The 26190-nt window shown below is 57.8% G+C and carries 25 protein-coding genes; 7 read left to right on the forward strand and 18 right to left on the reverse strand.

Annotated features, from left to right (window positions below; all coding sequences use genetic code 11):
• The first annotated feature begins 30 nt into the window (after positions 1–30).
• Positions 31–1911, forward strand: coding sequence for an alpha-amylase family glycosyl hydrolase (locus RB2501_RS05190; protein WP_015753706.1), 1881 nt, complete (start codon positions 31–33; stop codon positions 1909–1911).
• A 58-nt stretch (positions 1912–1969) separates the two neighbouring features.
• On the opposite strand, the gene RB2501_RS05195 is transcribed toward RB2501_RS05190, so the two are convergent.
• On the reverse strand, positions 1970–2401 hold the full coding sequence (locus RB2501_RS05195; protein WP_015753707.1) for a hypothetical protein: 432 nt from the start codon (positions 2399–2401) through the stop codon (positions 1970–1972).
• Between the two features lie 143 nt (positions 2402–2544).
• Between RB2501_RS05195 and RB2501_RS05200 the strand changes: the two genes are divergently transcribed.
• Both RB2501_RS05200 and RB2501_RS05205 read left to right on the forward strand, forming a co-directional pair.
• Positions 2545–3291, forward strand: a complete 747-nt coding sequence (locus RB2501_RS05200; protein ID WP_015753708.1) for a glycerophosphodiester phosphodiesterase — start codon at positions 2545–2547, stop codon at positions 3289–3291.
• Positions 3291–4586 carry a BaiN/RdsA family NAD(P)/FAD-dependent oxidoreductase gene (locus RB2501_RS05205; RefSeq protein WP_015753709.1) on the forward strand — a complete coding sequence of 432 codons (1296 nt, stop codon included), beginning with the start codon at positions 3291–3293 and terminating at the stop codon, positions 4584–4586. The genes RB2501_RS05200 and RB2501_RS05205 overlap by 1 nt, the downstream gene beginning before the upstream one ends.
• Here the strand turns inward: RB2501_RS05205 and RB2501_RS05210 are convergent.
• The 3 genes from RB2501_RS05210 to RB2501_RS05220 all read right to left on the reverse strand — a co-directional run bounded on the left by RB2501_RS05210 (position 4568) and on the right by RB2501_RS05220 (position 7414).
• A complete protein-coding gene (locus RB2501_RS05210; RefSeq protein ID WP_015753710.1) occupies positions 4568–5296 on the reverse strand; it encodes an MIP/aquaporin family protein in 729 nt (242 codons plus the stop codon). The genes RB2501_RS05205 and RB2501_RS05210 overlap by 19 nt on opposite strands.
• Before the next feature lie 9 nt (positions 5297–5305).
• On the reverse strand, positions 5306–6805 hold the full coding sequence (gene glpK, locus RB2501_RS05215; protein ID WP_015753711.1) for a glycerol kinase GlpK: 1500 nt from the start codon (positions 6803–6805) through the stop codon (positions 5306–5308).
• 66 nt (positions 6806–6871) lie between these two features.
• Positions 6872–7414 carry a TspO/MBR family protein gene (locus RB2501_RS05220; RefSeq protein ID WP_015753712.1) on the reverse strand — a complete coding sequence of 181 codons (543 nt, stop codon included), beginning with the start codon at positions 7412–7414 and terminating at the stop codon, positions 6872–6874.
• A 10-nt stretch (positions 7415–7424) separates the two neighbouring features.
• Here RB2501_RS05220 and RB2501_RS05225 point away from each other — a divergent pair, with 10 nt between their 5' ends.
• From RB2501_RS05225 to RB2501_RS05240, 4 genes are all read left to right on the forward strand, one after another.
• Positions 7425–8546 (forward strand): diphosphomevalonate/mevalonate 3,5-bisphosphate decarboxylase family protein, encoded by a 1122-nt coding sequence (locus tag RB2501_RS05225; protein WP_015753713.1) that lies wholly within the window; start codon positions 7425–7427, stop codon positions 8544–8546.
• Positions 8547–8581: 35 nt separating this feature from the next.
• A complete protein-coding gene (locus tag RB2501_RS05230; protein ID WP_015753714.1) occupies positions 8582–9517 on the forward strand; it encodes a mevalonate kinase family protein in 936 nt (311 codons plus the stop codon).
• Between the two features lie 10 nt (positions 9518–9527).
• On the forward strand, positions 9528–10433 hold the full coding sequence (locus tag RB2501_RS05235) for a geranylgeranylglycerol-phosphate geranylgeranyltransferase (protein WP_015753715.1): 906 nt from the start codon (positions 9528–9530) through the stop codon (positions 10431–10433).
• A gap of 73 nt (positions 10434–10506) precedes the next feature.
• Positions 10507–11418 carry a pseudouridine synthase gene (locus RB2501_RS05240; protein WP_015753716.1) on the forward strand — a complete coding sequence of 304 codons (912 nt, stop codon included), beginning with the start codon at positions 10507–10509 and terminating at the stop codon, positions 11416–11418.
• Between the two features lie 47 nt (positions 11419–11465).
• Here RB2501_RS05240 and RB2501_RS05245 read toward each other — a convergent pair whose 3' ends face one another.
• The 14 genes from RB2501_RS05245 to RB2501_RS05310 all read right to left on the reverse strand — a co-directional run bounded on the left by RB2501_RS05245 (position 11466) and on the right by RB2501_RS05310 (position 26178).
• Positions 11466–11705 (reverse strand): hypothetical protein, encoded by a 240-nt coding sequence (locus RB2501_RS05245; protein WP_015753717.1) that lies wholly within the window; start codon positions 11703–11705, stop codon positions 11466–11468.
• Positions 11706–11814: 109 nt separating this feature from the next.
• A complete protein-coding gene (gene argH, locus RB2501_RS05250; protein ID WP_015753718.1) occupies positions 11815–13107 on the reverse strand; it encodes an argininosuccinate lyase in 1293 nt (430 codons plus the stop codon).
• Between the two features lie 12 nt (positions 13108–13119).
• Positions 13120–14208 (reverse strand): M20 family metallo-hydrolase, encoded by a 1089-nt coding sequence (locus RB2501_RS05255; RefSeq protein WP_015753719.1) that lies wholly within the window; start codon positions 14206–14208, stop codon positions 13120–13122.
• A complete protein-coding gene (gene argB / locus RB2501_RS05260) occupies positions 14205–14984 on the reverse strand; it encodes an acetylglutamate kinase (protein WP_015753720.1) in 780 nt (259 codons plus the stop codon). The genes RB2501_RS05255 and argB overlap by 4 nt, the downstream gene beginning before the upstream one ends.
• An 11-nt stretch (positions 14985–14995) precedes the next feature.
• Entirely contained in the window at positions 14996–15937 is a 942-nt protein-coding gene (locus RB2501_RS05265; RefSeq protein WP_015753721.1) for a Rossmann-fold NAD(P)-binding domain-containing protein, read from the reverse strand.
• On the reverse strand, positions 15934–17061 hold the full coding sequence (locus RB2501_RS05270; protein WP_015753722.1) for an aspartate aminotransferase family protein: 1128 nt from the start codon (positions 17059–17061) through the stop codon (positions 15934–15936). The genes RB2501_RS05265 and RB2501_RS05270 overlap by 4 nt, the downstream gene beginning before the upstream one ends.
• Positions 17062–17064: 3 nt before the next feature.
• On the reverse strand, positions 17065–17859 hold the full coding sequence (gene proC, locus RB2501_RS05275) for a pyrroline-5-carboxylate reductase (protein WP_015753723.1): 795 nt from the start codon (positions 17857–17859) through the stop codon (positions 17065–17067).
• Between the two features lie 47 nt (positions 17860–17906).
• The gene (gene argC, locus RB2501_RS05280) at positions 17907–18881 is read right to left on the reverse strand and encodes an N-acetyl-gamma-glutamyl-phosphate reductase (RefSeq protein WP_015753724.1); all 975 of its coding nucleotides are present in this window, start codon (positions 18879–18881) and stop codon (positions 17907–17909) included.
• A complete protein-coding gene (locus tag RB2501_RS05285; protein WP_015753725.1) occupies positions 18878–20062 on the reverse strand; it encodes an argininosuccinate synthase in 1185 nt (394 codons plus the stop codon). Before RB2501_RS05285 ends, argC begins: the two co-directional genes overlap by 4 nt.
• A complete protein-coding gene (locus tag RB2501_RS05290) occupies positions 20059–20676 on the reverse strand; it encodes a GNAT family N-acetyltransferase (protein WP_015753726.1) in 618 nt (205 codons plus the stop codon). Before RB2501_RS05290 ends, RB2501_RS05285 begins: the two co-directional genes overlap by 4 nt.
• A 194-nt stretch (positions 20677–20870) precedes the next feature.
• Positions 20871–22256, reverse strand: coding sequence for a mannosyltransferase (locus RB2501_RS05295; protein ID WP_015753727.1), 1386 nt, complete (start codon positions 22254–22256; stop codon positions 20871–20873).
• Positions 22257–22398: 142 nt separating this feature from the next.
• Positions 22399–23883 (reverse strand): cellulose synthase family protein, encoded by a 1485-nt coding sequence (locus tag RB2501_RS05300; RefSeq protein ID WP_015753728.1) that lies wholly within the window; start codon positions 23881–23883, stop codon positions 22399–22401.
• Positions 23883–24626: a glycosyltransferase family 2 protein gene (locus tag RB2501_RS05305; RefSeq protein ID WP_015753729.1), complete on the reverse strand. Its 744-nt coding sequence runs from the start codon at positions 24624–24626 to the stop codon at positions 23883–23885. The genes RB2501_RS05300 and RB2501_RS05305 overlap by 1 nt, the downstream gene beginning before the upstream one ends.
• Positions 24616–26178, reverse strand: coding sequence for a 4Fe-4S binding protein (locus tag RB2501_RS05310; RefSeq protein ID WP_015753730.1), 1563 nt, complete (start codon positions 26176–26178; stop codon positions 24616–24618). The genes RB2501_RS05305 and RB2501_RS05310 overlap by 11 nt, the downstream gene beginning before the upstream one ends.
• Positions 26179–26190 lie beyond the last annotated feature (12 nt).

The raw sequence follows: 26190 nt of genomic DNA on the forward strand, positions 1-26190 counted from the left end.
CGGGGCCTCGGGTGCCGCCAACACACTGCCATGAAATCGATCCTTTCCGTCATCCTGTCTTCGCTTCTTCTGGCCTCCTGCGGTCAGGAGCGGCACGCCGATGGCGGGCCAAAAGATATCACTGCCATGAAGAAACCACACAAAGCGGTTGTCTACCAGGTTTTCACCCGTTTGTTCGGGAATACCCAAACCACCAACAAACCCTGGGGGACGCTGGAAGAGAATGGGGTGGGCAAGTTTGCGGACTTTACCCCGGAAGCCCTCAGGGCCATCCGGGACTTGGGGGTGACCCATATCTGGTACACGGGCGTGCCCCACCACGCCCTGGTCACGGATTACTCGGACTACGGCATCTCCCCGGACGACCCGGATGTAATCAAAGGACGGGCGGGGTCCCCGTACGCAGTAAAGGATTATTACAACGTGAACCCGGACCTGGCCACCGACCCGGCCAACCGCCTGGAGGAGTTTCGTGCCCTGGTCCGCCGGACCCATAAGGCGGGCATGCAGGTCATTATCGACATCGTGCCAAACCACGTGGCCCGGAATTACGAAGGGGCCACCACGCCCGAGGGTTCGCAGCCGTTTGGGGCGGATGACGACACCTCTGTAGCCTACCGCCCGGACAACGATTTCTACTACATCCCCGGGGAAGCCTTCCGGGTACCCGAATGGCGGGATGGTTACCAGCCGCTCGGGGGGCAACCGCACCCATTGGCAGACGGCCGCTATGAGGAAGACCCGGCACGGTGGACCGGCAACGGCTCCCGCCTGGCCCAGCCCGATATGAACGACTGGTATGAAACGATCAAGGTAAATTACGGGGTATCCCCGGATGGGGCCTATGCCTTCGACACGCTGCCGGGGGAGTATGCGGAAAGGGATGTCGCCGCCCACCAGGCCTTTTGGGAAGGGCGGGAAGTACCCCCGAGCTGGCAGAAGTTCCGGGACATCGCCCTGTTCTGGATCGGGCTGGGCGTGGACGGCTTCCGCTACGACATGGCCGAGATGGTCCCGGTTGAATTCTGGAGCTATCTGAATTCCGGCATCAAGGCGGCCAACCCGGAGGCTTTTCTCATGGCAGAGGTTTACAACCCGGGGCTTTACCGCGAATACATCCATAAGGGGAAGATGGACTACCTCTACGACAAGGTGGAGCTCTACGACAGCCTGAAGCACATAATGAAGGGATACGGCTGGACGGACCACATCCCGGTGGTCCTTCGCGGACAAACGGACATTGAACACCACCTGCTGCACTTCCTGGAAAACCACGATGAGCAGCGAATCGCCTCCCCGGAATTTGCCGGGGACGCCAGGCTCGGCATGCCGGCCATGGTGGTCTCGGCCACCCTGACCACTTCGCCGACCATGGTGTATTTTGGCCAGGAGGTCGGGGAGCCGGGGGCTGAGGATGCCGGGTTTGGCAAACCCTCCCGCACTTCCATCTTTGATTATATCGGGGTGCCCCACCACCAGCGCTGGATGAATGGCGGGGCCTTTGACGGGGGCGCATCCACCGATTCGGAAAAAGCGCTCCGCGACTTCTACAGCCGCCTGCTCAATTTCACGGTCGGCAGCCGTGCCCTCATGGGGGCATATGCCGACATCCATTACTACAACAAAGAACACACCCCGGGCTACGACCACCGGGTGTATTCCTTCGTTCGCTGGGAAGGGTCCGACCGGCTGGTAATCGTCAGCAATTTTGAGAAGGACCGTTCCTACGCATTCGATCTGCGGCTCCCCGGGGAGCTGATCCGGGAGTGGGGGTTATCCGACGGGACCTATCCGCTGCAGGAAATGTTGTACGGGAACAAGAGTTCGCAGTTAAAAGTGGCAGGTGCGGCAGGGACGGTAGCCCTGGAACTCGACCCGCTGGAATCGCTGATCCTCCGGTTGCCGGAATAAAAAAACCGGCCGGGGATCCCCGGCCGGTCTGCATTTTCCGGGAGTGCAAGCCCGGGCCTCAGGCTGCCTCTTTTCCGGCAGTTGCCTTGTAAACCAGGGCGATAATGACCCCGATAATCGCGTAATAGACGATGTCCAGGACGGCTTCTACCGCGTGGCCGGTGCCGTCCATTATTTTGGACGTGCCGTACATCACCAGGCCCATTCCGACACCGACAAAAAAGCCGATCCAGGCCCCGAACTGGAACCCGCCTCCCGCGCTGTGGTGTCCCCGGGCCCACTTCCCATAGAGCGTACTCATGGCCAGCGCCCCGGCCAGGTTCCCCAGAAGGATCATCAGCATGCTCATCTCCTCTTCACTTTTCATCGCATCCGTAAGGGCGTGCTCCTCAAAAAAACTCATTGTGGCGATTCCCCAGATCAGGTATCCGAGAATAAACATGGCCACCGTTGCGGCAAGCGTTGCCAGCAGATTTTGTTTTGAAAACATGTTTGTAAGGTTAATTGGTTAATAGTGAGTACAATATAGGTATTCTTTCGATTGGCACAGCCAGGGGGTGATGATTTTGGTTGCCGGCACATAGGGCGGGTCGGCAGGAGTTCGTATTTTTATCGGGTTAAAAAATTTGAGCTATGCGATATTTTTGGGCCCTGATCCTGACCCTGATGATGAATGCATGTATATCTACCGGAAACAAGCCCCTGGTCATCGGCCACCGGGGCGCCATGGGATATGAGACGGAAAACTCCATCGCGTCCGTCCAGAAAGCGCTCGACCTGGGGGTCGACATGATCGAAATTGACGTCTTCCGGATCAAAAGCGGGGAGATTGCCGTTTTCCACGACGAAACCGTGGACGAGCTGACCAACGGCGGAGGCCGTATTGAAGAATACAATGCATTCGACCTGCGCCAGCTGATCCTCGAGGGCCGCCACCGGATACCGTTGCTGCAGGACGTCCTGAAAACGATCAAGGCACAGGTTCCCCTCAATATCGAACTCAAGGGTGCCGGCACTTCCGACCGGGTCAACTTTATTACGGACTACTACATCCGGGAAATGGGTTGGACGGCCGACCAGTTCCTGATTTCCAGTTTTAACTGGGACGAACTGCGCGAATTCCGGCGGATCGACCCGGAGGCGCGCATAGCCGTACTAACGGACGGGGACCCCCTGGAGGCGCTGGAGGTAGCCCGGGAGCTCGGGGCCGAGGCGATCAACCCGCATGCCGGGTCGCTGACCCCGGAGAATACTGCAGCCATGAAGGAGGCAGGGTTCAGGGTGTACGCCTGGACGGTCAATGACCGGGCCCGTTTTGATGCCCTGGCAGAAATGGGCGTGGACGGGGTATTTACCGACTATCCGGACCGGATGCAATAATGTACGACCTGCTGGTTATAGGGGGCGGTGCCGCCGGGTTTTACGGGGCCATCCATGCAGCGCGGCGGGAGCCCGGGATGCGCATTGCCATCCTGGAACAAAACAAGGAATTCCTTTCCAAGGTACGAATCTCCGGAGGGGGGCGGTGCAATGTGACGCACCGGCCTCTGGAACCGGCTGTCCTCGCCGGCAATTACCCCCGTGGGAACAAGGAATTGATCGGACCTTTCCACACCCATGCCAGCCGGGAGGTAATGGCCTTTTTTGAATCCCTGGGAATCCCGCTCAAGACGGAAGGGGACGGCCGGGTTTTTCCGCAAAGCGATCAATCGGAAAGTGTAATTTCTGCCCTGCTGGAAGAGGCGCGGAAACTGGGAATCCGGATGGAGACGCGTTGCCGGGTCACGGGGATAGCGGAAGCGCCCGAAGGCTCCGGATGGTCGGTGGCCACCGGGAGCGGGGATTTCCAAAGTCGTTACCTGTTGGTGGCGCCTGGGGGCAGCCGGCCGGTATGGGCCCTGCTGGCAGGCCTGGGCCTGCGAATCATCCCGCCCGTACCTTCCCTGTTTACGTTCCGTATCGACGATACAAGGCTCAACGGGCTACAGGGAATTTCTGCCCCCGGTCAAGTGGCAGTCCTCCCGCCCGGCGGAGACGAGGCGCCGGTTGCACAGACTAATTACAGAAAAGCGGCGCGGAAGGGCGAGTTACAAGCCGAAGGCCCGATTTTGATAACCCACTGGGGGCTGAGCGGTCCGGCTGTCCTGAAGCTTTCGGCCTGGGGTGCCCGGTTGTTTGCCGCTACCGGCTATCGGTTCCGGATTCGGGTGAACTGGATGCCGGAATACCACAAGGGTTCCCTGCCGGATTTCCTGGAACAGGTGCGGCAGGCAGACGGACCCCGACTGGTATCCCGTAGCCGCGCTTCGGGACTTCCATCCCGGCTTTGGGCGCGGCTGGTGGAAGCGGCGGGCATCCCGGCAGACCGCCGATGGGCAGAGCTGTCCCGACCCGGGCTTCACCGGTTGGCTGCCCAGTTGACGGATTCTGAATTTGCCGTGGATGGAAAAAGCACCTTCAAGGAAGAATTTGTAACCGCAGGGGGCGTTTCCCGGAAGGAGATCGATTTCAGGACTTTTGAATGCCGCAAACTACCCGGTATGTACCTGGCTGGCGAGGTCCTGGACGTGGATGCGGTCACCGGGGGGTTTAATTTCCAGAATGCGTGGACCGGTGCCTTTCTCGCGGCATCGGCCATTGCCGGGGCAACAGCATCTCAGGCGAGGACCAAATAGGCTGCAGCCGCGAGCAGCCCGCCGAGCAAGGGTCCGAGGATGGGTACCCAGCTATACCCCCAGTGGTCCGTCCTTCGGTTGCGGATGGGCACCAGGCTGTGGATGATGCGCGGGCCCAGGTCGCGGGCCGGGTTGATGGCATATCCGGTGGTCCCGCCCAGGCTCAGGCCGATACCCCAAACCAGCAGGGCCACGGGAAGGGCCCCCAGGGAACCCAGCCCGATCACCGTTTCCGGCTCGCTTAAGGAGGCATCCGTAAAGTAGAGGACGGTAAAAACCAGGACAAAGGTCCCCACAGCTTCGCAGAGCAGGTTGATGGGTTTGTTCATGATGGCAGGTTCCGTGCTGAATACCGCGAGTTTCAGGCTGCTGTCCGCCGTTTGGGCGAAGTGGTCCTTGTGCATTACCCAGACCAGGAAGGCTCCCAGCATGGCCCCGAGCAGCTGGGCTAGCAGGTAGGGGGGGACATCTTCCCAGGGGAATTCCCCGGCGGCAGCCAACCCTACCGTTACGGCCGGGTTGATATGCGCCCCGCTGTACGGGCTGGCCACGACCACTCCTACAAAAACGGCAAAAGCCCATCCCGTGGTAATCACCATCCAGCCGCCTCCATTCCCCTTCGTGCCTTCGAGGACCACATTGGCAACTACCCCGCACCCGAGGAGGATCAATAAGAATGTGCCGATAAATTCTGCTGTAAACGGTGTCATGGTAGGTGGTTATTGGTTGTCTTTGGACCAGAATTCAATGGCGCGAATAGCGCGTTGCCATCCGCGGATCCCGGCTTCAATGGGTGCCCGGTCTGCGGTGGGGAAAAACCGGCGGTCGGTTTGCCAGATAGACTGGATGGCCCGGGGGTTTTCCCAGTAGCCCACGGCCAGCCCGGCCAGGAACGCGGCACCCATTACGGTGGTTTCCACGATTTTGGGGCGGACCGTTTCGGCATCCAGCACGTCCGCCTGGAACTGCATCATCAGGTTGTTTACCGTGGCACCCCCGTCTACCCGCAGTTCCCGAATGGGTATCCCCGAATCCTTTTCCATGGCCTTGAGGATATCCATCGTCTGATAGGCAATCGATTCCAGGGCGGCCCGTGCCACATGCGCATCGGTACTCCCGCGGGTAAGGCCAAAAATCGAACCGCGGGCCTGCTGGTTCCAGTGCGGTGCCCCCAGCCCGGCAAATGCCGGGACCAGGTAGACGCCCCCCGTATCCGGTACGCTGGTGGCAAGCGCTTCGACATCCGAAGATTTTTTAATGATATTCAACCCGTCCCGAAGCCATTGTACCACGGCCCCGCCAATGAATATGCTGCCCTCCAGCATGTAGGTGGTTTCCCCGTTCAGCGTCCAGGCCACCGAGGTCAATAAGTTGTTTTCGGAAACGATGGGTTTGTCCCCGATGTTCATCAGCATAAAACACCCGGTGCCGTACGTGTTTTTGACCATCCCCTTGCGGGTACACATCTGCCCGAAAAGCGCGGCCTGCTGGTCGCCGGCAATGCCGGAAATCGGGATGCCTGCTTTGAGGAAGGATTCGTCGGTCACCCCGTACTTTTCGCTCGATTCGCGTACATCCGGCAGCAGGGCTTCCGGGATTCCGAGCAATTCGGTGAGTTCCGGGTCCCACGCCATGGTGTGGATGTTGAAGAGCATCGTCCGGCAGGCATTGGTGACGTCGGTAATATGCAACTCGCCCCCGGTCATGTTCCAGATCAGCCAGGAGTCGATTGTCCCCATGAGCAGCTCCCCGTTCTCCGCCCGTTTCCTGGCACCTTTTACATGGTCGAGAATCCAGCGCGCCTTGGTTCCTGAAAAGTAGGAATCGATGACCAGCCCGGTTTTCTCCCGCACCATACGCTGGTGGCCTGCGGCTTTCAATTCGTCGCAGTAATCCGAGGTGCGCTTGTCCTGCCAGACGATAGCCGGATGGATGGGTTTGCCGCTGGCTTTCTCCCAGATCACCACCGTTTCCCGTTGGTTGGTGATGCCGATGGCCGCAATCTGTCCGGGCTTGAGCCCTTTCCGGGCCAGGGCCTCCGAAGCCATCCCGGACTGGACAGCCCAGATTTCCTCCGCGTCGTGTTCCACCCAACCCGGTTTCGGGAAATGTTGGGCGAATTCCTTCTGGGCAGTGGAAACGATCTCTCCTTTGTGGTTGAAAACGATGGCGCGGCAACTGGTGGTGCCCTGGTCCAGGGCGAGGATGTATTTCTCCATGGCAGGCGGTGGTGTTTCGCTTAGTTTGTTTGTCCTAAAATAGGGGAATTCTTCCTGACGGCATAATCAGTTCAATTGGACGATACGCAGGTTCAGGTAGGCGGCGAATAGGATCCACACCAGGTAGGGGACCAGCAACCAGGCTGCCGTTTTGCTGACCACGCGGAACCATTTGATGGTGAGGATCAGCAGGACCACCAGGGAGCTGATGATCGCGAGTGCCCATACCGGTTCGCGCAGGCCGAAAAATACGAGGCTCCAGGATCCGTTGAGCAGGAGCTGTATCCCGAAATGGTAGAGGGCCGTTTTCACCCACAGGTGGTGGAAGCCGCGAGACCATACGATCCCGGCGGAGATCCCCATCAGTATATACAAGACGGTCCAGATGGGTCCGAACCAGGCGTCGGGCGGTGTAATGGCGGGTTTGGCCAGGGTCGGGTACCAGGATTGCACGGAGGTTTGGGTGGCAAATGAAGCGAGGGCCCCAATCAGTAGGCATATGCCGAGGGATCCCAGCAGCCGCGTGTATTTCTTGTGACCGTGGTGCATTTCCCCAAGGTAGGAAATTTTGCCTTGCTGCTCCGGGCCAAATAGGGCTATATTTGCCAAAAATCCATCGATGGTTTACCAGGAATTCCAGTGTAAAGGGCCCTTAGGCCCCCTCCCTGCCGGGGAAGTTGGCTGGCAGGCGCCGAGCAACATCGCCCTGGTCAAGTATTGGGGAAAGCGGGACGGCCAGCTCCCGACAAACCCGTCGGTGAGTTTTACCCTGGAGGCGTGCCGGACCTCTACCCGGATTGCCTATTCCCCCCTGGAGCAATCGGTAAAGGGCCCCCGTTTCCGGGTGTTCCTGGACGGGTTTCCGGCCCCCGATTTTGAACCGAAAATCCGACAGTTCCTGGAAAGGGCCCTGCCCTATGCGCCTTTCCTCTCGGGGTTGCACCTCGAGATCCGAACGGAAAACAGTTTTCCCCACAGCAGTGGAATTGCCTCCTCGGCCAGCGGGATGGCGGCCCTGGCCTTGTGCCTGGTAAGCCTGGAGGAACAGTTATTGCCCGGGACAGACCCCGGGTATGCCCGGCGTAAAGCCTCCTTCCTGGCCCGGTTGGGTTCCGGTTCGGCTGCCCGGAGTACGGCCGGGGGCCTGATTTTATGGGGCGAGCAGGAGGGTATCCCCGAAAGCACTGACCTCCTTGGGGTACCTTACCCAGGGGAGGTTCACGAAGTATTCCATACGTATCACGACACGATATTGCTGGTGGACAAGGGGCAGAAAACCGTGAGCAGTTCGGTAGGACACGGCCTGATGGACGGGCACCCCTTTGCCGCTGAGCGTTTTGAGCAGGCGCGACGCCACCTCGAGAAGCTCGGTGGGATATTCGCTTCGGGCGACCTGGAAGCCTTCGCCAACCTCGTGGAATCCGAGGCGCTTTCCCTGCACGCGATGATGCTGACCAGCACGCCTTCCTTTATTCTGATGAAACCCGGGACCCTCGAGATCATCGAAAAAATCAGGGATTATCGCCGGGAAACGGGCCACCCCGTATGCTTTACCCTGGACGCAGGGGCCAATGTCCACGTCCTCTACCCGGAGGCCTCGGCCGGCCCGGTTTACAGCTTCATCCGGGAGGAATTGCTGGAGCACTGTGTATCCGGCCAGCACATCTGCGACCGGGTGGGATCCGGGCCGCAACCAATAAAAAATGCACCGGATCGTACGTCCGACAAGGGAATCGGGTAAAGTTTTGTATTTTTGTATCACGTTACCGGCAATTCATGAAAGGACCGCTTTTTTACTCCAAAATCCTGTTATTCGGCGAATACGGGATCATCAAGGACTCCAGGGGCCTTTCCATTCCCTACAATTTCTTTAAAGGAGCCCTCAAAACAGCCGACCCCCTGAAGGGTGCGGCCAGGGAATCCAATGAAAACCTCCGGCGGTTTGCAACCTACCTGGAAACCGTGAGCCGGGAATTCCCCGACACGGGTTTTGACCTGGACCGGTTGCGGGACGATCTGGATGCGGGCCTGTACTTTGACAGTTCCATCCCCCAGGGGTACGGGGTGGGGAGCAGCGGGGCGCTGGTGGCCGCCATCTACGACCGCTACGCCCGGAACAAAGTAACCATCCTGGAAAACCTGACACGGGAGAAACTCCTGGACCTCAAAGGAATTTTCGGGCGGATGGAATCCTTTTTCCACGGGAAGTCTTCCGGCCTCGACCCGCTGAACAGCTACCTGAGCCTGCCGATCCTGATCAATTCCAGGGACCATATCGAATCGACGAGCATCCCCTCCCAGAACCCGGGTGGCAAAGGAGCCGTCTTCCTGCTAGACAGCGGCAGCGTGGGCGAAACGGCCCCCATGGTCCAGATTTTCATGGAAAAAATGAAACACGAAGGTTTCCGGAGCGTAATCCGGGACGAGTTCGTCCGGTACACGGATGCCTGTGTGGAAGATTTTATCAGCGGGAATGTCAAATCGCTCTTCGGAAACATCAAGAAACTCTCCCACGTGGTCCTGGACCACTTCAAACCAATGATCCCCCAGGAATTCCACCAGTTGTGGAAGCAGGGGATTGAGACAAATGCCTACTACCTGAAACTTTGCGGTTCAGGGGGAGGCGGTTACATCCTGGGCTTTACGGAAGACCTGGATAAAGCCAAAAAAGCCCTGAAAGGACACCGCCTCGAGGTCGTCTACAACTTCTAAACCAGCCGGCATGCTCAGCCGCAAGCAACGCTATTTCCTGGTAAAGGCCCTGAGCCTTTTTTCCATCGTTCGCGGGTACAATATCCTGGTGATTGTGCTGGCGCAATACCTGGCGGCCATTTACATCATGGCGCCGGAGTTGCCGCTCCGCCAGGTGGTCCTGGACGGGAACCTGCTGGTCATTGTACTCTGTTCCGCCCTGGTCATTGCCGGAGGCTATATCATCAATAGTTTTTACGACTCGGAGAAGGACCTGATCAACAAGCCACACAAAAGCATGCTCGACCGCCTGGTCAGCCAGCGCGTCAAGATCTATGCGTATTTCACCCTGAATTTTGCAGCGGTCCTGCTCGGCAGCTACGTGTCTTTCCGGGCTGCCCTCTTTTTTGCGGCCTATATATTCGGTATCTGGCTTTATTCGCACCGCCTGAAAAAAATTGCCTTCCTCGGGAATTTTGTCTCGGCCACACTGGCCATTGCCCCTTTTTTCGCCGTTTTCGTGTATTACAAGAATTTTGAAACCGTCATCTTTGTCCACGCCCTCTTCCTCTTCCTGCTCATCCTGAGCCGGGAACTCATCAAGGATATGGAGAACCTGGCCGGCGACCTGGCGCAGAATTACCGCACCATTGCCGTGCGATACGGCACGGTGGCTTCCAAACGGTATATCAGCCTGTTGGTATTGCTCACTTTTGTGCCTTCCTACCTGCTGATCCGCTACTTTGATGTGGGGTATATGTATCTTTACTTTATAGCGAGCAGCCTGCTGCTCGTCCTCTTTTTGTTCCTGTTGTGGCGCTCCCATAGCAAAAAGCACTACGTCTGGCTGCACAACATCCTGAAATTCATCATCGTGTCCGGGGTTTTCGGCATTCTGCTCATCGATGTGGATCTCGTACTGAACCGCATTATGTAACACCCCCCCGCATTATGTAACACCCCCCCGTGGCGGAAGGGAGGCTATTTTGTACCTTTGAAAAAAATATTCCATGGATAAATCCGACGGGAAAAAAAGCGGGGGTTCTTCGGGCCGGCAAGGCGGTAACTCAGGCCGTAAATCGTCCGGCAGGCAGGGTGGAAACGGCGATCGCCGCGCCTCGGGCAGGCAGGGCGGCAACTACCGGAAAAAGAGCTTTTCCAGGGGGAATGCCCCGATTAGAAAGGCCGCCCCGCGGCGGACCGGGACCCCGGGCCTCATACGCCTCAACAAATACATTGCCAATGCCGGGATTTGCTCCCGCAGGGAGGCGGACACCTATATTGCGGCGGGCAATGTGACGGTCAACGGGAAAACGATCACCGAGATGGGCTATAAGGTTCAGCCTACCGATGAGGTTCGGTTTGACGGCCGGTTGCTGCAGCGTGAAAGGAAGGAATACGTGCTGTTGAACAAGCCCCGGAATTTTATCACTACCACCCGGGACGAAAAAGGACGACGCACCGTCATGGAGCTGATTTCCCGCGCCTCAAACGCCCGGCTGGTCCCCGTGGGTCGGCTGGACCGGAATACCACCGGGCTGTTGCTTTTCACCAATGACGGCGAGCTCGCCAAGAAACTCACCCACCCGAAGCACGGGGTGCGGAAAATCTACCACGTGGAACTGGACAAGACCTTTAAATCGGCCGACCTGGGAAAACTTCGGGAAGGCCTCGAGCTGGAGGACGGGCGCATCGAAGTGGATGAGGCGAGCTACATTGACGGGGCCTCGAAAAAGGAGGTGGGCGTGGAGCTCCACAGCGGGCGCAACCGGATTGTGCGCCGGATTTTTGAACACCTCGGCTACCAGGTGGTGAAGCTGGACCGGGTAGTCCTGGCGGGCCTCACCAAAAAGGACCTGCCGCGGGGACATTGGCGGCACCTTACCGAACAGGAGGTGATCAACCTGCGAATGATCCAATAAAAAAGCCCGGGGGATACCCGGGCTGGTTTTTTGGGAAGGAGTGCTGATCAATTGTCGTCGGTAGCGTCTTCCACGGCATCTTCGACGTCTTCTGCAGCGCCTTCCATTTCTTCGCCGACACTTTCGGCCCCCTCTTCAATTTCTTCACCGGCTTCTTCCATGGTGTCTTCGGCGTCATCCGCCATTTGTTCTATGTTGTCTTCCATGTCATCCGCCTTTTTGGTGTCCCGGCAACTCCAGGCCGAAATGGCTACCAGAAGCACCAGCATATACAGTATACGTTTCATGTTTTTCAGTTTTTAGTTGTTATAGTTTTACGTGTATGCTTCCAATATACAACCTCTCAGCCGGCCAATCGGTTGGTATTGAAAGAATTTCGCCCGGTATCGATGGGAATCAGGCCGGGTCCGCGCAGGCCTGCGCCATTTTATCCGCTATCCGGTCCAGGCAGAGGTTGCCCAGGCTGCCCGCATGCGTGTGGGCCGCCCCTTTGACGGGGGAAAAAGAACCGTCTGCAATGGCGGCTGCCATATCGCGGTAGGCATCCCGGAACGGTACGCCCTCCAGGACGCGCTGGTTCAGGGTATCCACACTGTAGAGGTAGTCGTATTTCGGGTCGTCCAGGATGTCTTCCCGCACCTGAATTTCCCCGAGGCTCGTATGGGCCATTTCCAGGCAGGATTTCAGGTTTTCCACAGCCGGCAACAGGAGGTCCTTGGTCAGTTGCAGGTCCCGGTGGTAACCGCTGGGCAAATTGGTGGTAAGCAGGCCCAGTTGGCCGGGGACGGCCTGGAGGAGGTTGCATTTTCCGCGGATCAGTTCAAAAATATCCGGGTTCTTCTTATGCGGCATGATGCTGCTCCCGGTAGTCAATTTATCCGGGAAGGATACAAAACCGAAGTTCTGGCTCATGTACAGGCAGATGTCCATGGCCAGTTTGCCCAGGGTGGCAGCCACCGCAGCCAGGGCGGTGGCGGCTGTCCGCTCCACCTTGCCGCGGCCCATCTGTGCCGCCACGACATTGTATTTCATGGTTTCGAACCCGAGTGCTTCCGTAGTGAATTCCCGGTCGATGGGAAAGGAACTCCCGTAGCCGGCAGCACTTCCCAGCGGATTCTGGTCGGCCACCCGCCGGGCTGCCTCCAGCAGGTAGACGTCGTCTATAAGGCTTTCGGCATATGCCGAAAACCAAAGTCCGAATGAAGAAGGCATGGCCACCTGCAGGTGCGTATACCCGGGCAGGGGGACGGCCTGGTGTTTTTCGGCCAGTTCGAGGAGCCGGTCAAAGAGCATGCGGACCTGGTGTTGTACATCGGACAGGGCATCTTTCAGGTACAACTGGAGGGCGACCAACACCTGGTCGTTCCTGGAGCGGGCCGTGTGGATTTTCTTGCCGGTATCCCCCAGTTTCTCAGTTAGCAGGTATTCAATCTTGGAGTGCATGTCCTCAAATCCCGCCTCGATCGTAAATCGCCCGGCGGCTTCCTCGTCCATTAAAGCGTCGATTTCCCGCACCAGGTCGGCGGTTTCCGCCTCGGTCAGCAACCCGATCTTGCCGAGCATCCGCGCATGCGCCCGGGAAGCCTGCAGGTCGTACTTCACCAGGAGTAAATCCAGTTCGCGGTCGTTGCCCACGGTAAACAGGTCGGTCTTTTCGTCCGGGCTGCTGCCCTTATCCCATAATTTCATGGTCGTATTTTTTTAGGAATTTTTGTTCGTACCCGTCAGGAACTCGTCCAAAATGCGGATATAGAGGTCAATCCCCTGTTCGATTTCTTCGACAAATATAAATTCGTCCGCCGAGTGGGACCTCCGGCTGTCACCCGGGCCCAATTTCAGGGAGGGGCAGCTCAGGGCCGCCTGGTCCGATAGGGTGGGGGACCCGTAGGTATTTCGCCCCAGCCCGATTCCCGCCCGGACGAGCGGGTGGTCGGCCGCGATGGAGGAAGAGTTTAGCCGCAGCGAGCGCGCCTTTAGCTTGCAGGGCGCTTCGGCCAGCAGCAAATCTTGGATTTCCCGGTTCGTGTAGCAATCGTTTACGCGGACGTCAATCACCAGGTCCACCTTGGCGGGAACCACATTGTGCTGGGTCCCGGCGTTGATTTGGGTAACGGTCAGTTTCACTTCCCCCAGTACTTCGGATACCTTCTCAAAGCGATAATTGCGGAACCAGTCCAGTACCGGGATACAGTTGTAGATGGAATTGTCGTCGTTTGGATGGGCCGCGTGCGAGGGCGTTCCATGGACCTCCGCGTCAAAGATCACCAGGCCCTTCTCGGCAATGGCCAGGTCCATCAAAGTGGGTTCCCCCACGATGGCCACATCTATGGGCGGCAGGATTTCCAGCATGCTGTTCAGGCCATTTGGACCCGAATTTTCCTCCTCGGCGGAAGCCACCAGAACGATATTGTGCGAAAGACCTTTTTGCGGATACCAGTAGGCAAAGGCCGCCATCAGGGAAACCAGGCAGCCCCCGGCATCGTTACTGCCCAGGCCGTACAGCTTCCCGTTGGAAACGGTTGCCTGGTAGGGGTCGCGGGTATAGGCGCTGTTGGGTCGTACCGTGTCGTGGTGGGAATTGAGCAGTAGCAGCGGTTTTCCCTCCTGGTAGTCCTTGTTAAAGGCGTAGATATTGTTGCCCTGTCGTTTATACGGGATTTTCTCCCGGGCGAGCCATTCGGCAATCCGCATGGCGGTCTGTTCCTCCTCCCCGGAAAAGGATGGGGTGGCGATGAGTTCTTTTAACAGGCCGATGGCCCGTTCGGTCAGTTCGCTGGTCGTCTTTGTCATAATGTGATTTCTGTTTGGATGGCGTGTCCCGGCGTGAGCATTTCGGGCGCCCCGATGAATACCTGGTCTACTCCTTTTTCCAATGCCTGGAAACAATTGTGCAGCTTGGGCAGCATGCCCGCAGCCACCTTTCCTTTCGCCCGCAGGTCGGCATAGGCCGCCGCGTCGATCCTGGGGATGACACTTCCAGGGTCCGAAACATCCCGGAGCACCCCGGCTTTTTCAAAGCAATACAGGAGCCGCGTAGTGAATTTATCACTCATGGCAACAGCCAGTTCGGAGGCGATGGTGTCCGCATTTGTATTGAGCAGTTGGCCCCGGCCGTCATGGGTCAGGGCGCAAAATGCCGGGACGATGCCGGCCGCGAGCAAATTGGCAATCCCCGGGGCGTTCACCGATGCGATATCCCCGACAAACCCGTAGTCGATTTCCCCGGCGGGGCGTTTCAGCGCCCGGATCAGGCCGGCATCCGCACCGCTGACCCCCAGGGCATTGCAACCCAGAGACTGGAGCCTTGCCACCAGGGTTTTGTTTGCCCAGCCCGCATAGACCATTACAGCCACTTCCAGGCTGTCGGCATCCGTAATCCGGCGCCCGTCCACAACCCGCGGTTCCACCCCGAGCCGGCGGCTCAACGCCGTGGCTCGCTGGCCGCCCCCGTGTACGAGGATTTTATGCCCTTCCAGGGAGGCGAAGGCCGAGGTAAAGGATTCCACCAACCCGGGCTCCTCCAGGAAGGCGCCGCCAATTTTAACTACGGACAAAACAGGTTTCATCGCAGGGCAATTTAAGAATTCGACTGGATGAGGTGTGCCAGGGCCAGTTGTGCCGACAGGGTCCGGTTGGCCGCCTGCTGCAGAACCAGGCTCCGGCCCCCGTCCAGCGCGTCATCGGCTACAACCACGTTGCGCCTTACCGGGAGGCAATGCATGAGCTGCGCCTCCCCGAGCTTTTTTGCGGTCATCATCCAGGCCGGGTCCTGGCTGAGGATGGCTCCGTAATCCGAATAGCTGCTCCAGTTCTTTACATACACGAAATCGGCGCCCTCCAGCGCTTTCTCCTGGTTGTATTCGGGTGACAGGCCCCCGGTGAATTCCGGGGCCAGTTCATACCCTTCCGGATGGGTGATGGTCAGGTCCACCGGCAGGGCCTGCATCATTTTCGCAAACGAATTCGGGACGGCCTGGGGCAGTGCCCGGGGGTGCGGAGCCCAGCTCAACACCACTTTGGGCCGGTCCTTCTCCCGGAATTGTTCTATGGTGAGGGCGTCGGCCAGGGCTTGCAGGGGGTGGGCCGTGGCGCTCTCCATATTCAGCACGGGAATCCCGGCATGTTGTACAAAGCCCTGCAGGACCATTTCCGCGTAATCCGCCTCCCGGTCTTTCAGGCCGGCAAAAGCGCGGATGCCGATCAGGTCTGCATACTGGGCCACCACGGGGGCCGCTTCCCGGATATGTTCGGCAGTCCCCTGGTCCATGACGGTACCATCCGTATATTCCAAGCTCCAGCCTTCGCTTCCGAAATTCATGACCATCACCTCCATCCCGAGGAGCTGTGCGGCCTTTTGGGTGCTCAGCCGGGTACGCAGGCTGTTGTTGAAAAACAGCAGGCAGAGTGTTTTGCCCCGGCCCAGGTGCGCGAGCAAATCCGGCTCGGCCCGCAGCCTGTTGCCCAGGTGGAGCCAGTCTGCCAGTTCCGTGATATCGTCGGTCGTACAAAAGTGCTTCATGCCAGTTCCTTTTTTAAAGCCGCGAAAAGCAGGTCCAGTTCTTCGGGCTGTACGTTCAGTGCGGGCAAAATCCGCAATAAATTTTTGTTTTTGGCGCTTCCGGTAAAAATCCGGTGCTCGAATATCAGCTTTTTCCTGAGGTCTGCCACCTCAAAATCAAAGCGCAGCCCCAGCATCAGCCCCTTCCCCTTTACCTCGCGAATTTCGGGGATTTCGCCGGCGCGTTCCCGGAAATACGCTTCCATCCCCCGGGCGTGGGCCAGCAGGTCCTCGCTTTCGATTACCTCGAGGACGGCAGTCACCGCAGCGCAAGCCAGGTGGTTTCCCCCAAAGGTAGTACCCAGCAGGCCATGGGATGCCCGGATGTCCTCCCGGATCAGAATCCCGCCTACCGGAAAGCCGTTCCCCATCCCTTTTGCCATGCTGATGATGCCGGGCCGGGCCCCGCTATGCTGATAGGCAAAGAATTTCCCGCTCCGCCCAAAACCGCACTGCACCTCGTCGGCAATCAGGACGGCCCCGTGCGAATCACAGAGGCGCGAAGCGGCCCCGTAGAATTCCGGGCTGGTGCTGTCCAGGCCGCCAACCCCCTGTATCCCTTCGAGGATCACGGCGCAGACGCCTCCCTTTTCCAATTCGTGTTCCAGCAGGTCCGTGCGGTTCAACGGGAGGAAGACCACCTCGTGGTTTGCATTCAGCGGGGCGACGATGCCCGGGTTGTCTGTTGCTGCCACGGCCGCAGAGGTTCGGCCGTGGAAGCTGTTGTGAAATGCAATCACCCGGGAATGCCCCGTATGGAAGGACGCGAGTTTGAGGGCATTTTCATTGGCCTCCGCCCCGGAATTGCAAAGGAACAACCGATAATCGCCGCAGCCCGAAAGCGACCCGAGCCGGTCTGCCAGACGTTGCTGCAATGGGTTCTGCACCGAATTGCTGTAAAAGCCTATTTTTTGCAATTGCCTGCCGATACGCTCTACATAGCGCGGATGCGAATGGCCGATGGATATCACGGCGTGCCCCCCGTAGAGGTCCAGGTATTTTTGGCCGTTGTTATCGGTCAGCCAACTGCCCAGGGCTTCGATCGGGGTAATGTCGTAGAGCGGGTATACGTCGAATAGTTCCATGGGTCAGCCTTTGCGGATTTGCGAGATCTTGTCAAAAGAGGCGACGACCCCCCGGATCAGCGAGGAGCTCAGCCCCTGGTGTTCCATTTCGTTGAGGCCTTCAATCGTACAACCCATCGGGGTGGTGACCCGGTCGATCTCTTCTTCGGGATGGCTGCCGGATTCGATGAGGAGTTCCGCCGCCCCGTGGCAGGTATGCATGGCGAGTTCCTGGGCTTCCCGGGCGTCGAACCCGAGTTGGATGGCCCCCTGGGTGGTGGCGCGGATCAGGCGCATCCAGAAGGCGATCCCGCTGGCGCAGATCACCGTGGCTGCCTGCATGCGGTTTTCAGGGATTACCATGGTATGTCCCATCCGGTTAAAGATGGCCGAGGCGAGTTCCAGGCGCTTGCCTCCCTTTTCATTCGCGCAGAGGCAGGTCATGGACCGTCCCACTGAAATCGCTGTGTTCGGCATGGCCCGGATAATATGCCGGTCCGCGCCAAGGATGGATTCAATTCGTTCGATCCCGAAGCCGGTGATGGTTGAGATTACCACATGGTTTTCGTGCAACAGGTCTTTGATGGATTCGAGGATGGGTCCAAAGTGCCCCGGTTGTACGGCAAAAATGAGGATGTCCGCTGCCGCTACCGCCTCGCGGTTGTCGCTGGTCAGGGTGACATTCCCATAAGCTTCCAGTTCCCTGATGGCGGACAGGTTGCGCCGGGTGAGATACATGCTGGTGGCCCCTCCGCTGTGCAGGATGCCCCTGGCGATGGATACCCCCAGGTTGCCGGCGCCGATGATTGCAATTTTCATCTGTTTCTTGGTTAGGCGTGAATATTAGTTATTCGTTGGCTGAACGGTTAAAAGATGCTGCCTTTCAGGTTCAGCCCGGAATTTTCCGGTATCCCGAAGAGCAGGTTCATATTTTGAACGGCCTGTCCCGAGGCTCCCTTGAGCAGGTTGTCAATGGCGGAGCTCACCAACAGCACATCCTCGTGTTTGTGCAGGTGGAGGTGGGCAAAATTCGTGTTGACCACCTGTTTGAGCTGCAGGGGCTCATCGGAGACTACCGTGAACGGGGCTTCGTCGTAATACTCCAGGAACATCCGTTCCGCTTCGGCCAGGGATCCGTTAAAAGGCGTATAGGCGGTGGCGAATATCCCCCGGGTAAAATCTCCCCGCATGGGCAAAAAGAGCAGGTCGCCGCTGTCCGCATCCAGGGCGTGCAGGCTCTGCCGGATTTCCCCGAGGTGCTGGTGCGTAAAGGGCTTGTACCAGGAGACGTTGTTGTTCCGCCAGCTGAAATGCGTGGTGGGTGATAGCCCCACCCCGGCCCCTGTGCTGCCGGTTACGGCATTGACGTGGACCGTCTCCCGGAGGACGCCGGCCCGGGCCAGGGGCAAGAGGGCCAGCTGGATGGCCGTCGCAAAACAACCCGGATTGGCAATATGCCGGGCCTCGCGGATGGCCTCCCGGTTCAGTTCGGGCAGCCCGTAGACAAATTCGCGCCCGCCGAATTGGGCGTCTTCCTTCAGCCGGAAATCGTTGCTCAGGTCGATGACCCGGGTGCGGTCTGAAAACGCGTGCTGTTTCAAGAATTCACTGGAATTCCCATGCCCCAGGCAGAGGAATACCACATCCACCCCGGGGTCTGCCGTTCCGGTAAACAACAGGTCCGTTACCCCGAGCAGGTCCGGGTGGGCGCTGCTCAGCGGTTTTCCGGCCCGTGTGGTACTGTACACAAAGGCGAGTTCCGCCTCCGGGTGGTGCAACAGCAGCCTGATCAATTCCCCGCCCGTATAGCCCGAGCCGCCGATGATGCCTGCCGAAATCATTTTTCCTGGATTTTCCGGGCAATCTTCCCGGGATTCGACAGGATTTTGATAAAGCCCTTGGCTTCCGCTGCAGTCCAGCCCTTGTTCATCTCCCCGTAGCTCCCGAAGGAGGCGTTCATCAGGTCGTTATCCGACTCGATGCCGCGGAGTTCAAAACGATAGGGGTGGAGCGTCACAAAGACCTCTCCGCTCACGTGCCGCTGGGTATCTGCCAGGAAGACTTCCAGGTTGCGCATCACCTCGTCCAGATATTGCCCTTCGTGCAGCAGCATGCCGTAGAAGTTGGCCAGTTGCTCCTTCTGGAATTGTTGCCATTTGCTCAGCGTGTGTTTTTCCAACAGGTGGTGTGCCTTGATGGTAATCAGCGCGGAGGCTGCTTCGAAACCAACGCGTCCCTTGATGCCGATAATCGTATCGCCCACGTGGATGTCCCGGCCGATGGCATAGGCGGAGGCGATGGATTCCAGCAACCGGATATTTTCAACAGGCGTACCGGGCTTCCCGTCGACAGCGGTCAGTTCCCCCTTTTCAAACGTCAGCGAAATATTCCGGGGTTGGGTTTCGGAGAGTTGGCTCGGATAGGCGGCTTCCGGCAGGGCCTCGCGTGACCCCAGGGTTTCCACGCCCCCCACCGAGGTGCCCCACAGGCCCTGGTTGATGGAGTATTTGGCCTTTTCCCAGCTATAGGTGATCCCGTTTTCCTGCAGGTAGGCAATCTCCGCTTCCCGGGAGAGCTGCTGGTCCCGGATGGGGGTGATGATTTCGATTTCGGGGGCGATCACCTGGAATATCAGGTCGAAGCGCACCTGATCGTTCCCGGCCCCCGTACTGCCGTGGGCAATATGCGTGGCCCCCACGCCCCGGGCGTATTCAACGATTTCCAGGGCCTGGACGATCCGCTCGGCACTCACGGACAACGGGTAGGTATTGTTCCGGAGCACATTGCCGAAAATAAGGTATTTCACCACGCGGTCGTAAAAGGACTGTACGGCATCGATAGCCGTGTAGGTGGAGGCGCCCAGTTCCAGGGCCCGCTCCTCGATCCCCGCCAGTTGCTCCTTGTCGAACCCGCCGGTATTCACCGTTACGGCGTGGACTTCATAGCCCTCCTTATGGGAAAGCATATGGGCGCAGTAGGACGTATCCAGGCCGCCGCTGTATGCCAATACAAGTTTTTTCATCCGTTTTTCTTTTTGAGGAAGAGCGTCTCCTTGATGCTTCTGAGCCGCTCAAATGATTTCTTATCGATTTTCTTTTCCTTTTCCCGGGATTTGTCTTCCGGGTCGTAGAGCATGCCGGTACACAGGCACATCCGCCTTTCGGTCCGCGTCAGGATATCGAAGTTCTTGCAGGTCTGGCACCCTTTCCAGAACTCCGGATCGTCCGTCAGTTCCGAAAAAGTCACGGGGCGGTACCCCAGTTCGTAATTCATTTTCATGACCGCCAGGCCCGTGGTGATCCCAAAGATCTTGGCATCCGGGAATTTTTTTCGCGACAGGTCAAAAATCGCCTTTTTGATCTTTTTTGCCAGCCCCTGGTTCCGGTAGTCCGGGTGGACGATTAGCCCGGAGTTGGCCACGTATTTCTGGTGGCCCCAGACTTCGATGTAACAGAATCCGGCAAACCGGTCCCCGTCCAGGGCAATCACCGCATTCCCGTTGAGCAGGCGCTTGATGATGTATTCGGGCGTTCGCTTGGCAATGCCGGTTCCGCGCACCCGGGCCGATTCCGCAATCGTGTCGCAGATGACCTGGGCGTATTTTACATGGGAGGCATTAGCAATCGTAATATTCATTGCCAGTTGGGTTAATTAAAAAATATGGAGAAAATGGACTGAGAAAACGGAAATGGACACACCTAATTCCAAAACTGAAGCACACCCTTACGGGCGACGGCGAAAATCGCGTCGGTACGGGACCCCGGTAAAATTGGGGAGAAAGAAGATAGTTGCGTACTGCTTCATGGTCGAAACAAATGTACAAATATTATTTACTCATCGGATTTAGTTGCCGAAAAATTGAGAAATGAAACAAAATCCTTTCGGTATTTTACAATTTCGTAAAGCAAAAAGCCGATTACCGCTATATATTCAATGAGCAGTACCGCCGTGGACTCGGAAACCGTTGGCCCGGAATAAGCCGTATAGGAGAGGATAACCAATGCGGACCAAAGGATCATATACCGCATCCGGGTAAACAGGCTGAGCAACAGCGGGAAAGTGAGGTACCAGGGGTGTACCACGGCGGAGGCCAGGTAATAGACCGTTACTACCGCCAGCGCCCCGGTAAACCAGGAACGCCCCTCGCGCATTTTCGGATGGAGGCAGACCAGCAGGGCGGTGGCTGCCGTCACCCAGGGGACATAGCTGCCATACGTTTCAATGAATTCCCAGGGCTTCGCCCCCCGGGTGACGGCCAGGTGTTCGGCCAGGTTGTAGATCCCGGCGTTGAATTCAAAGTTGGAGAACCAGAGCCGCAGTGTCTGAAGGTAGTGGTCCGGGAATTCCGGGAAGTACAACGGGTAGCAGAGGGCCGCCAGGGCGGCGGCAGTAAGTGCGTAAAACCCGGTGGCCCGGCGCAGCCCCAGCAGGGGGAGGAACAGGGGCAGCAGCATGAGCGGCATGAGTTTCACCCCGATGGACAGGGCGTAAGGCACGGCCCCCCAGGCCCAGCCGTAGCGGATCGTAAGGAAAACGGCCAGGATAAAGAAGAAGAGCATCACCCCTTCAAAGTGCAGGTTGCCGGTAAACTCCACGATTACCAGGGGGTTCAGGAAGAACCAGAATATCAGGTGGGGCGCCTGGTTGAGGTGCCGCAGCAAGCGCCTCCCAAAATACAGGATGCCCAGGTCTGCCAGGACCACCAACAGCCGCAACCCGACTACGGCACCCGTTATCGATTCGCCTCCCAGCCAGCGCGCCAGCCCGAAAAAATACTGGTTAACCGGCGGGTAGTTGCTGAAATTCCGGGCGCTGAGCCCGCCCATCCCCTCATGGAGTTCGGCGGCTCCCGACACGGGGACGGTAGCCTGCTCCATCCATTGGTCCGGGGTGAGCAGGTAGGGGTTGAACCCCTCGGCCATCAGGCCGCCGTCCCAAAGAAACCGATAGAAATCCTGGGAGAGGTTCGGGATGGCCAGAAGGAAAACGAGCCGGAAAAGCACGCCCGCTGCAACCAGGAAGCGGAAATTCCACTTTTCAAACTGGATGAGCTTGTAGCAAAGGAAGAACAGGGCGGCGTAAAGCGCGAGCAATTTAACCGAATCGGGTCGCTGCAGGTCATAGGCGAAAGCCGCGTAGAACCCCATGCTCAACAGGAGCATCAGGATGGGGATCCGGTGCAGATTCCAGAAGGTAACCAGGGCCCGGGTGGTCATGTTCTTTTGGTTTGGCCCCGTAAATATCTAAAAATATTCAGGATATCATAGGCCGGTTCGCCACCACATGAAGGCTGTGGAAATAAAAATGCCGCCCGGAGACGCGACTCCGGACGGCATGGTGTTTTTTATCGACGATCCCTTAGGCTTTAGACAGCAGGGAGTTGAAGAAAACAAACCCGAAGCCAAGGAACAGCATGAAGTGGAACGGGAACAGCCCAAAGTCGTTCAGGGGGATGGCGCTGTACATCCCGAACAGGAAATACAGCATGAGTGCAAACTCCAGGATCATGTTCGGAGATAGCTTTTTGGCCAGGTACTTATTCCCCTTCCAGCTATCGGTGAGGTTGTTGATGTTGAACTTCGGGGTCCGCACGAATTCGGACCGCTTGCCCATGTGTCCTTCCAGCACCGCCACGGTATTGTGGAGGGAGAAGCCCAGGGCCACGGAGAAAAAGGTAAAGAACAGCTTGATGTAGTCCACAAAGTTGTCGAAACTGCTCCCCTGTATACTCTTATAGGTAAACCAGTAGCAGACAAACAGGATAATCGTGCTGACGATAAAGAAACTCGTCACTTCAAAGATCCAGTCCAGGTGGCCGAAGGTGTTTTTGATATACAGCATCGGGATGCTCAGCAGGGCAACGATAAAGACGCAGAGGAACATGGAACTGTTCAGCAGGTGCATCACGCCGTGGAATTTGGTCTTGAAGGGGATGTTTTTGGCCTTTACGACATTCCAGACGGTCTTGCGGAAGTTTTCCGCCCCGCCTTTGTTCCAGCGGAATTGCTGGGAGCGGGCCGCGCTGATGACCACCGGCAATTCGGCCGGGGTCTCCACGTCTTCCAGGTATTTGAACTTCCAGTTCTTGAGTTGGGCCCGGTAGCTGAGGTCCAGGTCCTCGGTAAGCGTGTCGCCTTCCCAGTTCCCCGCATCCAGGATGCATTCCTTCCGCCAGATTCCGGCTGTGCCGTTGAAGTTGATAAAGTGCCCCTTGGAGTTCCGGCCTACCTGCTCCAGGGTAAAGTGGGCATCCAGGGCAAACGCCTGAATTTTCGTCAGCGTGGAATAATCCCGGTTGATATGGCCCCAGCGGGTCTGCACCACGCCGATTTCCTCGTCCTTGAAGTAGATGACGGTTTTCTTGAGCCAGTCGGCATCGGGCAGGAAATCCGCGTCGAAGATGGCAATGAAATCGCCCTTGGCGATTTTAAGCCCTTCTTTCAGCGCACCGGCCTTGAAGCCCTCCCGGTTCTCACGCCGGATGTGCTGGATGTCCAGGCCCTGCTTCTGCAGTTCTTCGATCATCGCTGCGGTCTGTTCCACCGAATCGTCCGTGGAGTCGTCCAGTACCTGGATCTCGAGTTTGCTCTTGGGGTATTCAATCCGCGCGATGTTCTCCAGAAGCCGCTCCACCACGTATTCCTCGTTGTAGATGGGTAGCTGGATGGTCACATAGGGGATTTCCTTCGGGTCGAGCAGGTTAAATTTGGGAGCTTCTTTGTTCCGGCGCTTAAAGCCCAGGTAATTGAGCAGGAGGTTCAGTTGGGACAGGCTGTAGAAAAAGATCAGCAGCAGCGCCAGGCTGTAAATGGCAATAATAAAATACGCAATTGTAATTCCCATTATCGAATACTGTATTTAAAGATCCAACCCAAAATTTTAACGCCGGCAAATATACTACCTTTTACGGTGCCGGACACCTTGGAGACCCCAATTCTTTTTTTATAACGAACTGGCACCTCGATATATGCGAGTTTGTGCCTGATGGCTTTCAGCTGCATTTCCACGGTCCAGCCATACGTTTTATCCTCCATCTTCAACCGCTTGAAGGCCTCGTACCGGATCGCCCGGAAGGGCCCCAGGTCGGTAAACCGGGCGCCGAATAAAAGCCGCATTAGAAACGTGGCCAGCCAATTTCCAAAGACCTGTTGCGGCGTCATCGACCCGGGTTCCCGAAGCGCCTTGCTGCGGGCCCCGATCACCAGGTCGTATCGATCCTCCAGGATCGGCGCAACCACTTTCGGGAGTTCCTCCGGGTAATCGGAATAGTCGCCATCCATAAATACGACGATGTCGGGAGGTTTGGATGTTTCCCCCAGGTAATTCATTCCTTTCAGGCAGGCGTACCCATAGCCTTTTCGCGGTTCGTGCAAGACTGTGGCCCCGTGTTTGCGGGCCACGGCAGCCGTGTCGTCCGTGGAGCCGTTGTCCACGACAATTTTTTCAGAAACCCCTTCCGGGACATCATCCAGCACCTTGCCGATGGAGCCGGCTTCGTTCTGGGCGGGGATGATCAGGCTGATTTTGGGAGTCAGTGGCGTGGAGGCTGTTGCCTGGCGGGGCACGGATTGCGGATTATTTTTCATTGAGCAGTTGCATCAAATCCACATCGTTGCCCAGGAGCACTTCCCGGGAGTTGATCCGACCTTCCCGAGGACCGTTTTCGAGTTTCAGCACCCCGCGCGGGCAAACCGCCGAACAGATGCCGCAGCCCACGCAGCTGGCGCGGACGATATTCTCGCCCTTTTGGGCATAGGCGCGGACGTCGATCCCCATTTCGCAATAGGCCGAACAGTTCCCGCAGGAAATGCACTGCCCGCCGTTGGTAGTGATCCGAAACCGGGAGAACAACCGTTGCTGGATCCCCAGGATCGCTGCCATCGGGCAACCGAATCGGCACCAGACCCGGCTGCCGAAGATCGGGTAGAAACCGGTGCCGATCACCCCCGAAAAAATACTTCCGATCAGGAAGCTGTAGGTGGTCCGCAGGGTTTCGGATTTAAACAGGAAGACATGGCGGGAGTCGCTGAGCCAGTGGAAGGCCAGCAGCCCCAGGATAATGACAAAATAGGCGACGGCCCCGTAACGGGCGTCTTTTTTCAACTCGTTTCGACGAAAGGCCATCACCCAGGCAAAGACGGCGGTCAGCAGCACGCCCACCCCGGTGAGGAATTGCCCGCGGCTCAGCCAGTATTTGGAATTGTCCGGCCCCAGGTAGGAATAGATCACCGCCGTGGTCATCAATATCACAAATACCAAAACGCTGTGGATCACCCACCGCTCCACCTTCCAGGCAAAGAGGCTTTTGTCGCTCAGGTGGCGGAAGGGGTCGCCGGCCGTTTCCGCCAACCCCCCGCAGCCGCAGACCCAGGAGCAGTACCACCGCTTGCCGTAGAAATAAGTGAGCACCGGGGTGATCACCAGGATGGAAAGCACCCCGAAGATCAGCATGGCCAGGCCGATGTTGCCGGCACTGATAAACCCGTTGACGCGGTACCTTTCGAAGTTGTAGTAGTTGAGCGGCCAGATATTCTTCAGGTCGTAATACGGTAGGTCGCCGTTGAGGCGGGCCATGATCTCGGGAATCAAAAAGGCGAACGCCAGTTGGAAGAACATGACGCTTACCGTCCGGAGGATCTCATAGCGGTTGTGCCGGTATTTCCAGATGAATTTGATGCCGAAAGCCAGGATTGCCAGGGTATAGAGGGCCCCGTAGACAAACCACTGGCTGGCGGGGTTGCCACTCAGGGCGCGGCTCAGGGTGTCGAACAGGGCCACGAGCCCGCGGTTCGGCCCGTCGGATACCAGCCCGAGGTACTCCGGGTAAAAGTACAGCACAATATAGAACCCCGTGAGCAGGATGCCCAGGCCCCAGGCCCAGATACCGCGTCCCGAGATCGATTTAAACCAGACCCCGTCATTCTTGATGCCCGCCGATTGCCCGGCATAGGCAGACCAGCTGAACCAGACAACCCCCAAAGCGATGGCAGCCAGGGAGGCGGTGAGCCAGGCGGCGGTATGCGGGAAGGAGACTCCCAGGGTGGCCAACAACAGGATAAAGAGCCCGGAAAAACCCAGCAACACAGCCAGGCGCTGGGAAATATTCAGGGCTTTGGGCGGCCCGGCGGCCAGGGACATGGATTGCATATA

Origin of the sequence: Robiginitalea biformata HTCC2501 (assembly GCF_000024125.1) — a bacterium.
GTDB lineage: Bacteria > Bacteroidota > Bacteroidia > Flavobacteriales > Flavobacteriaceae > Robiginitalea > Robiginitalea biformata.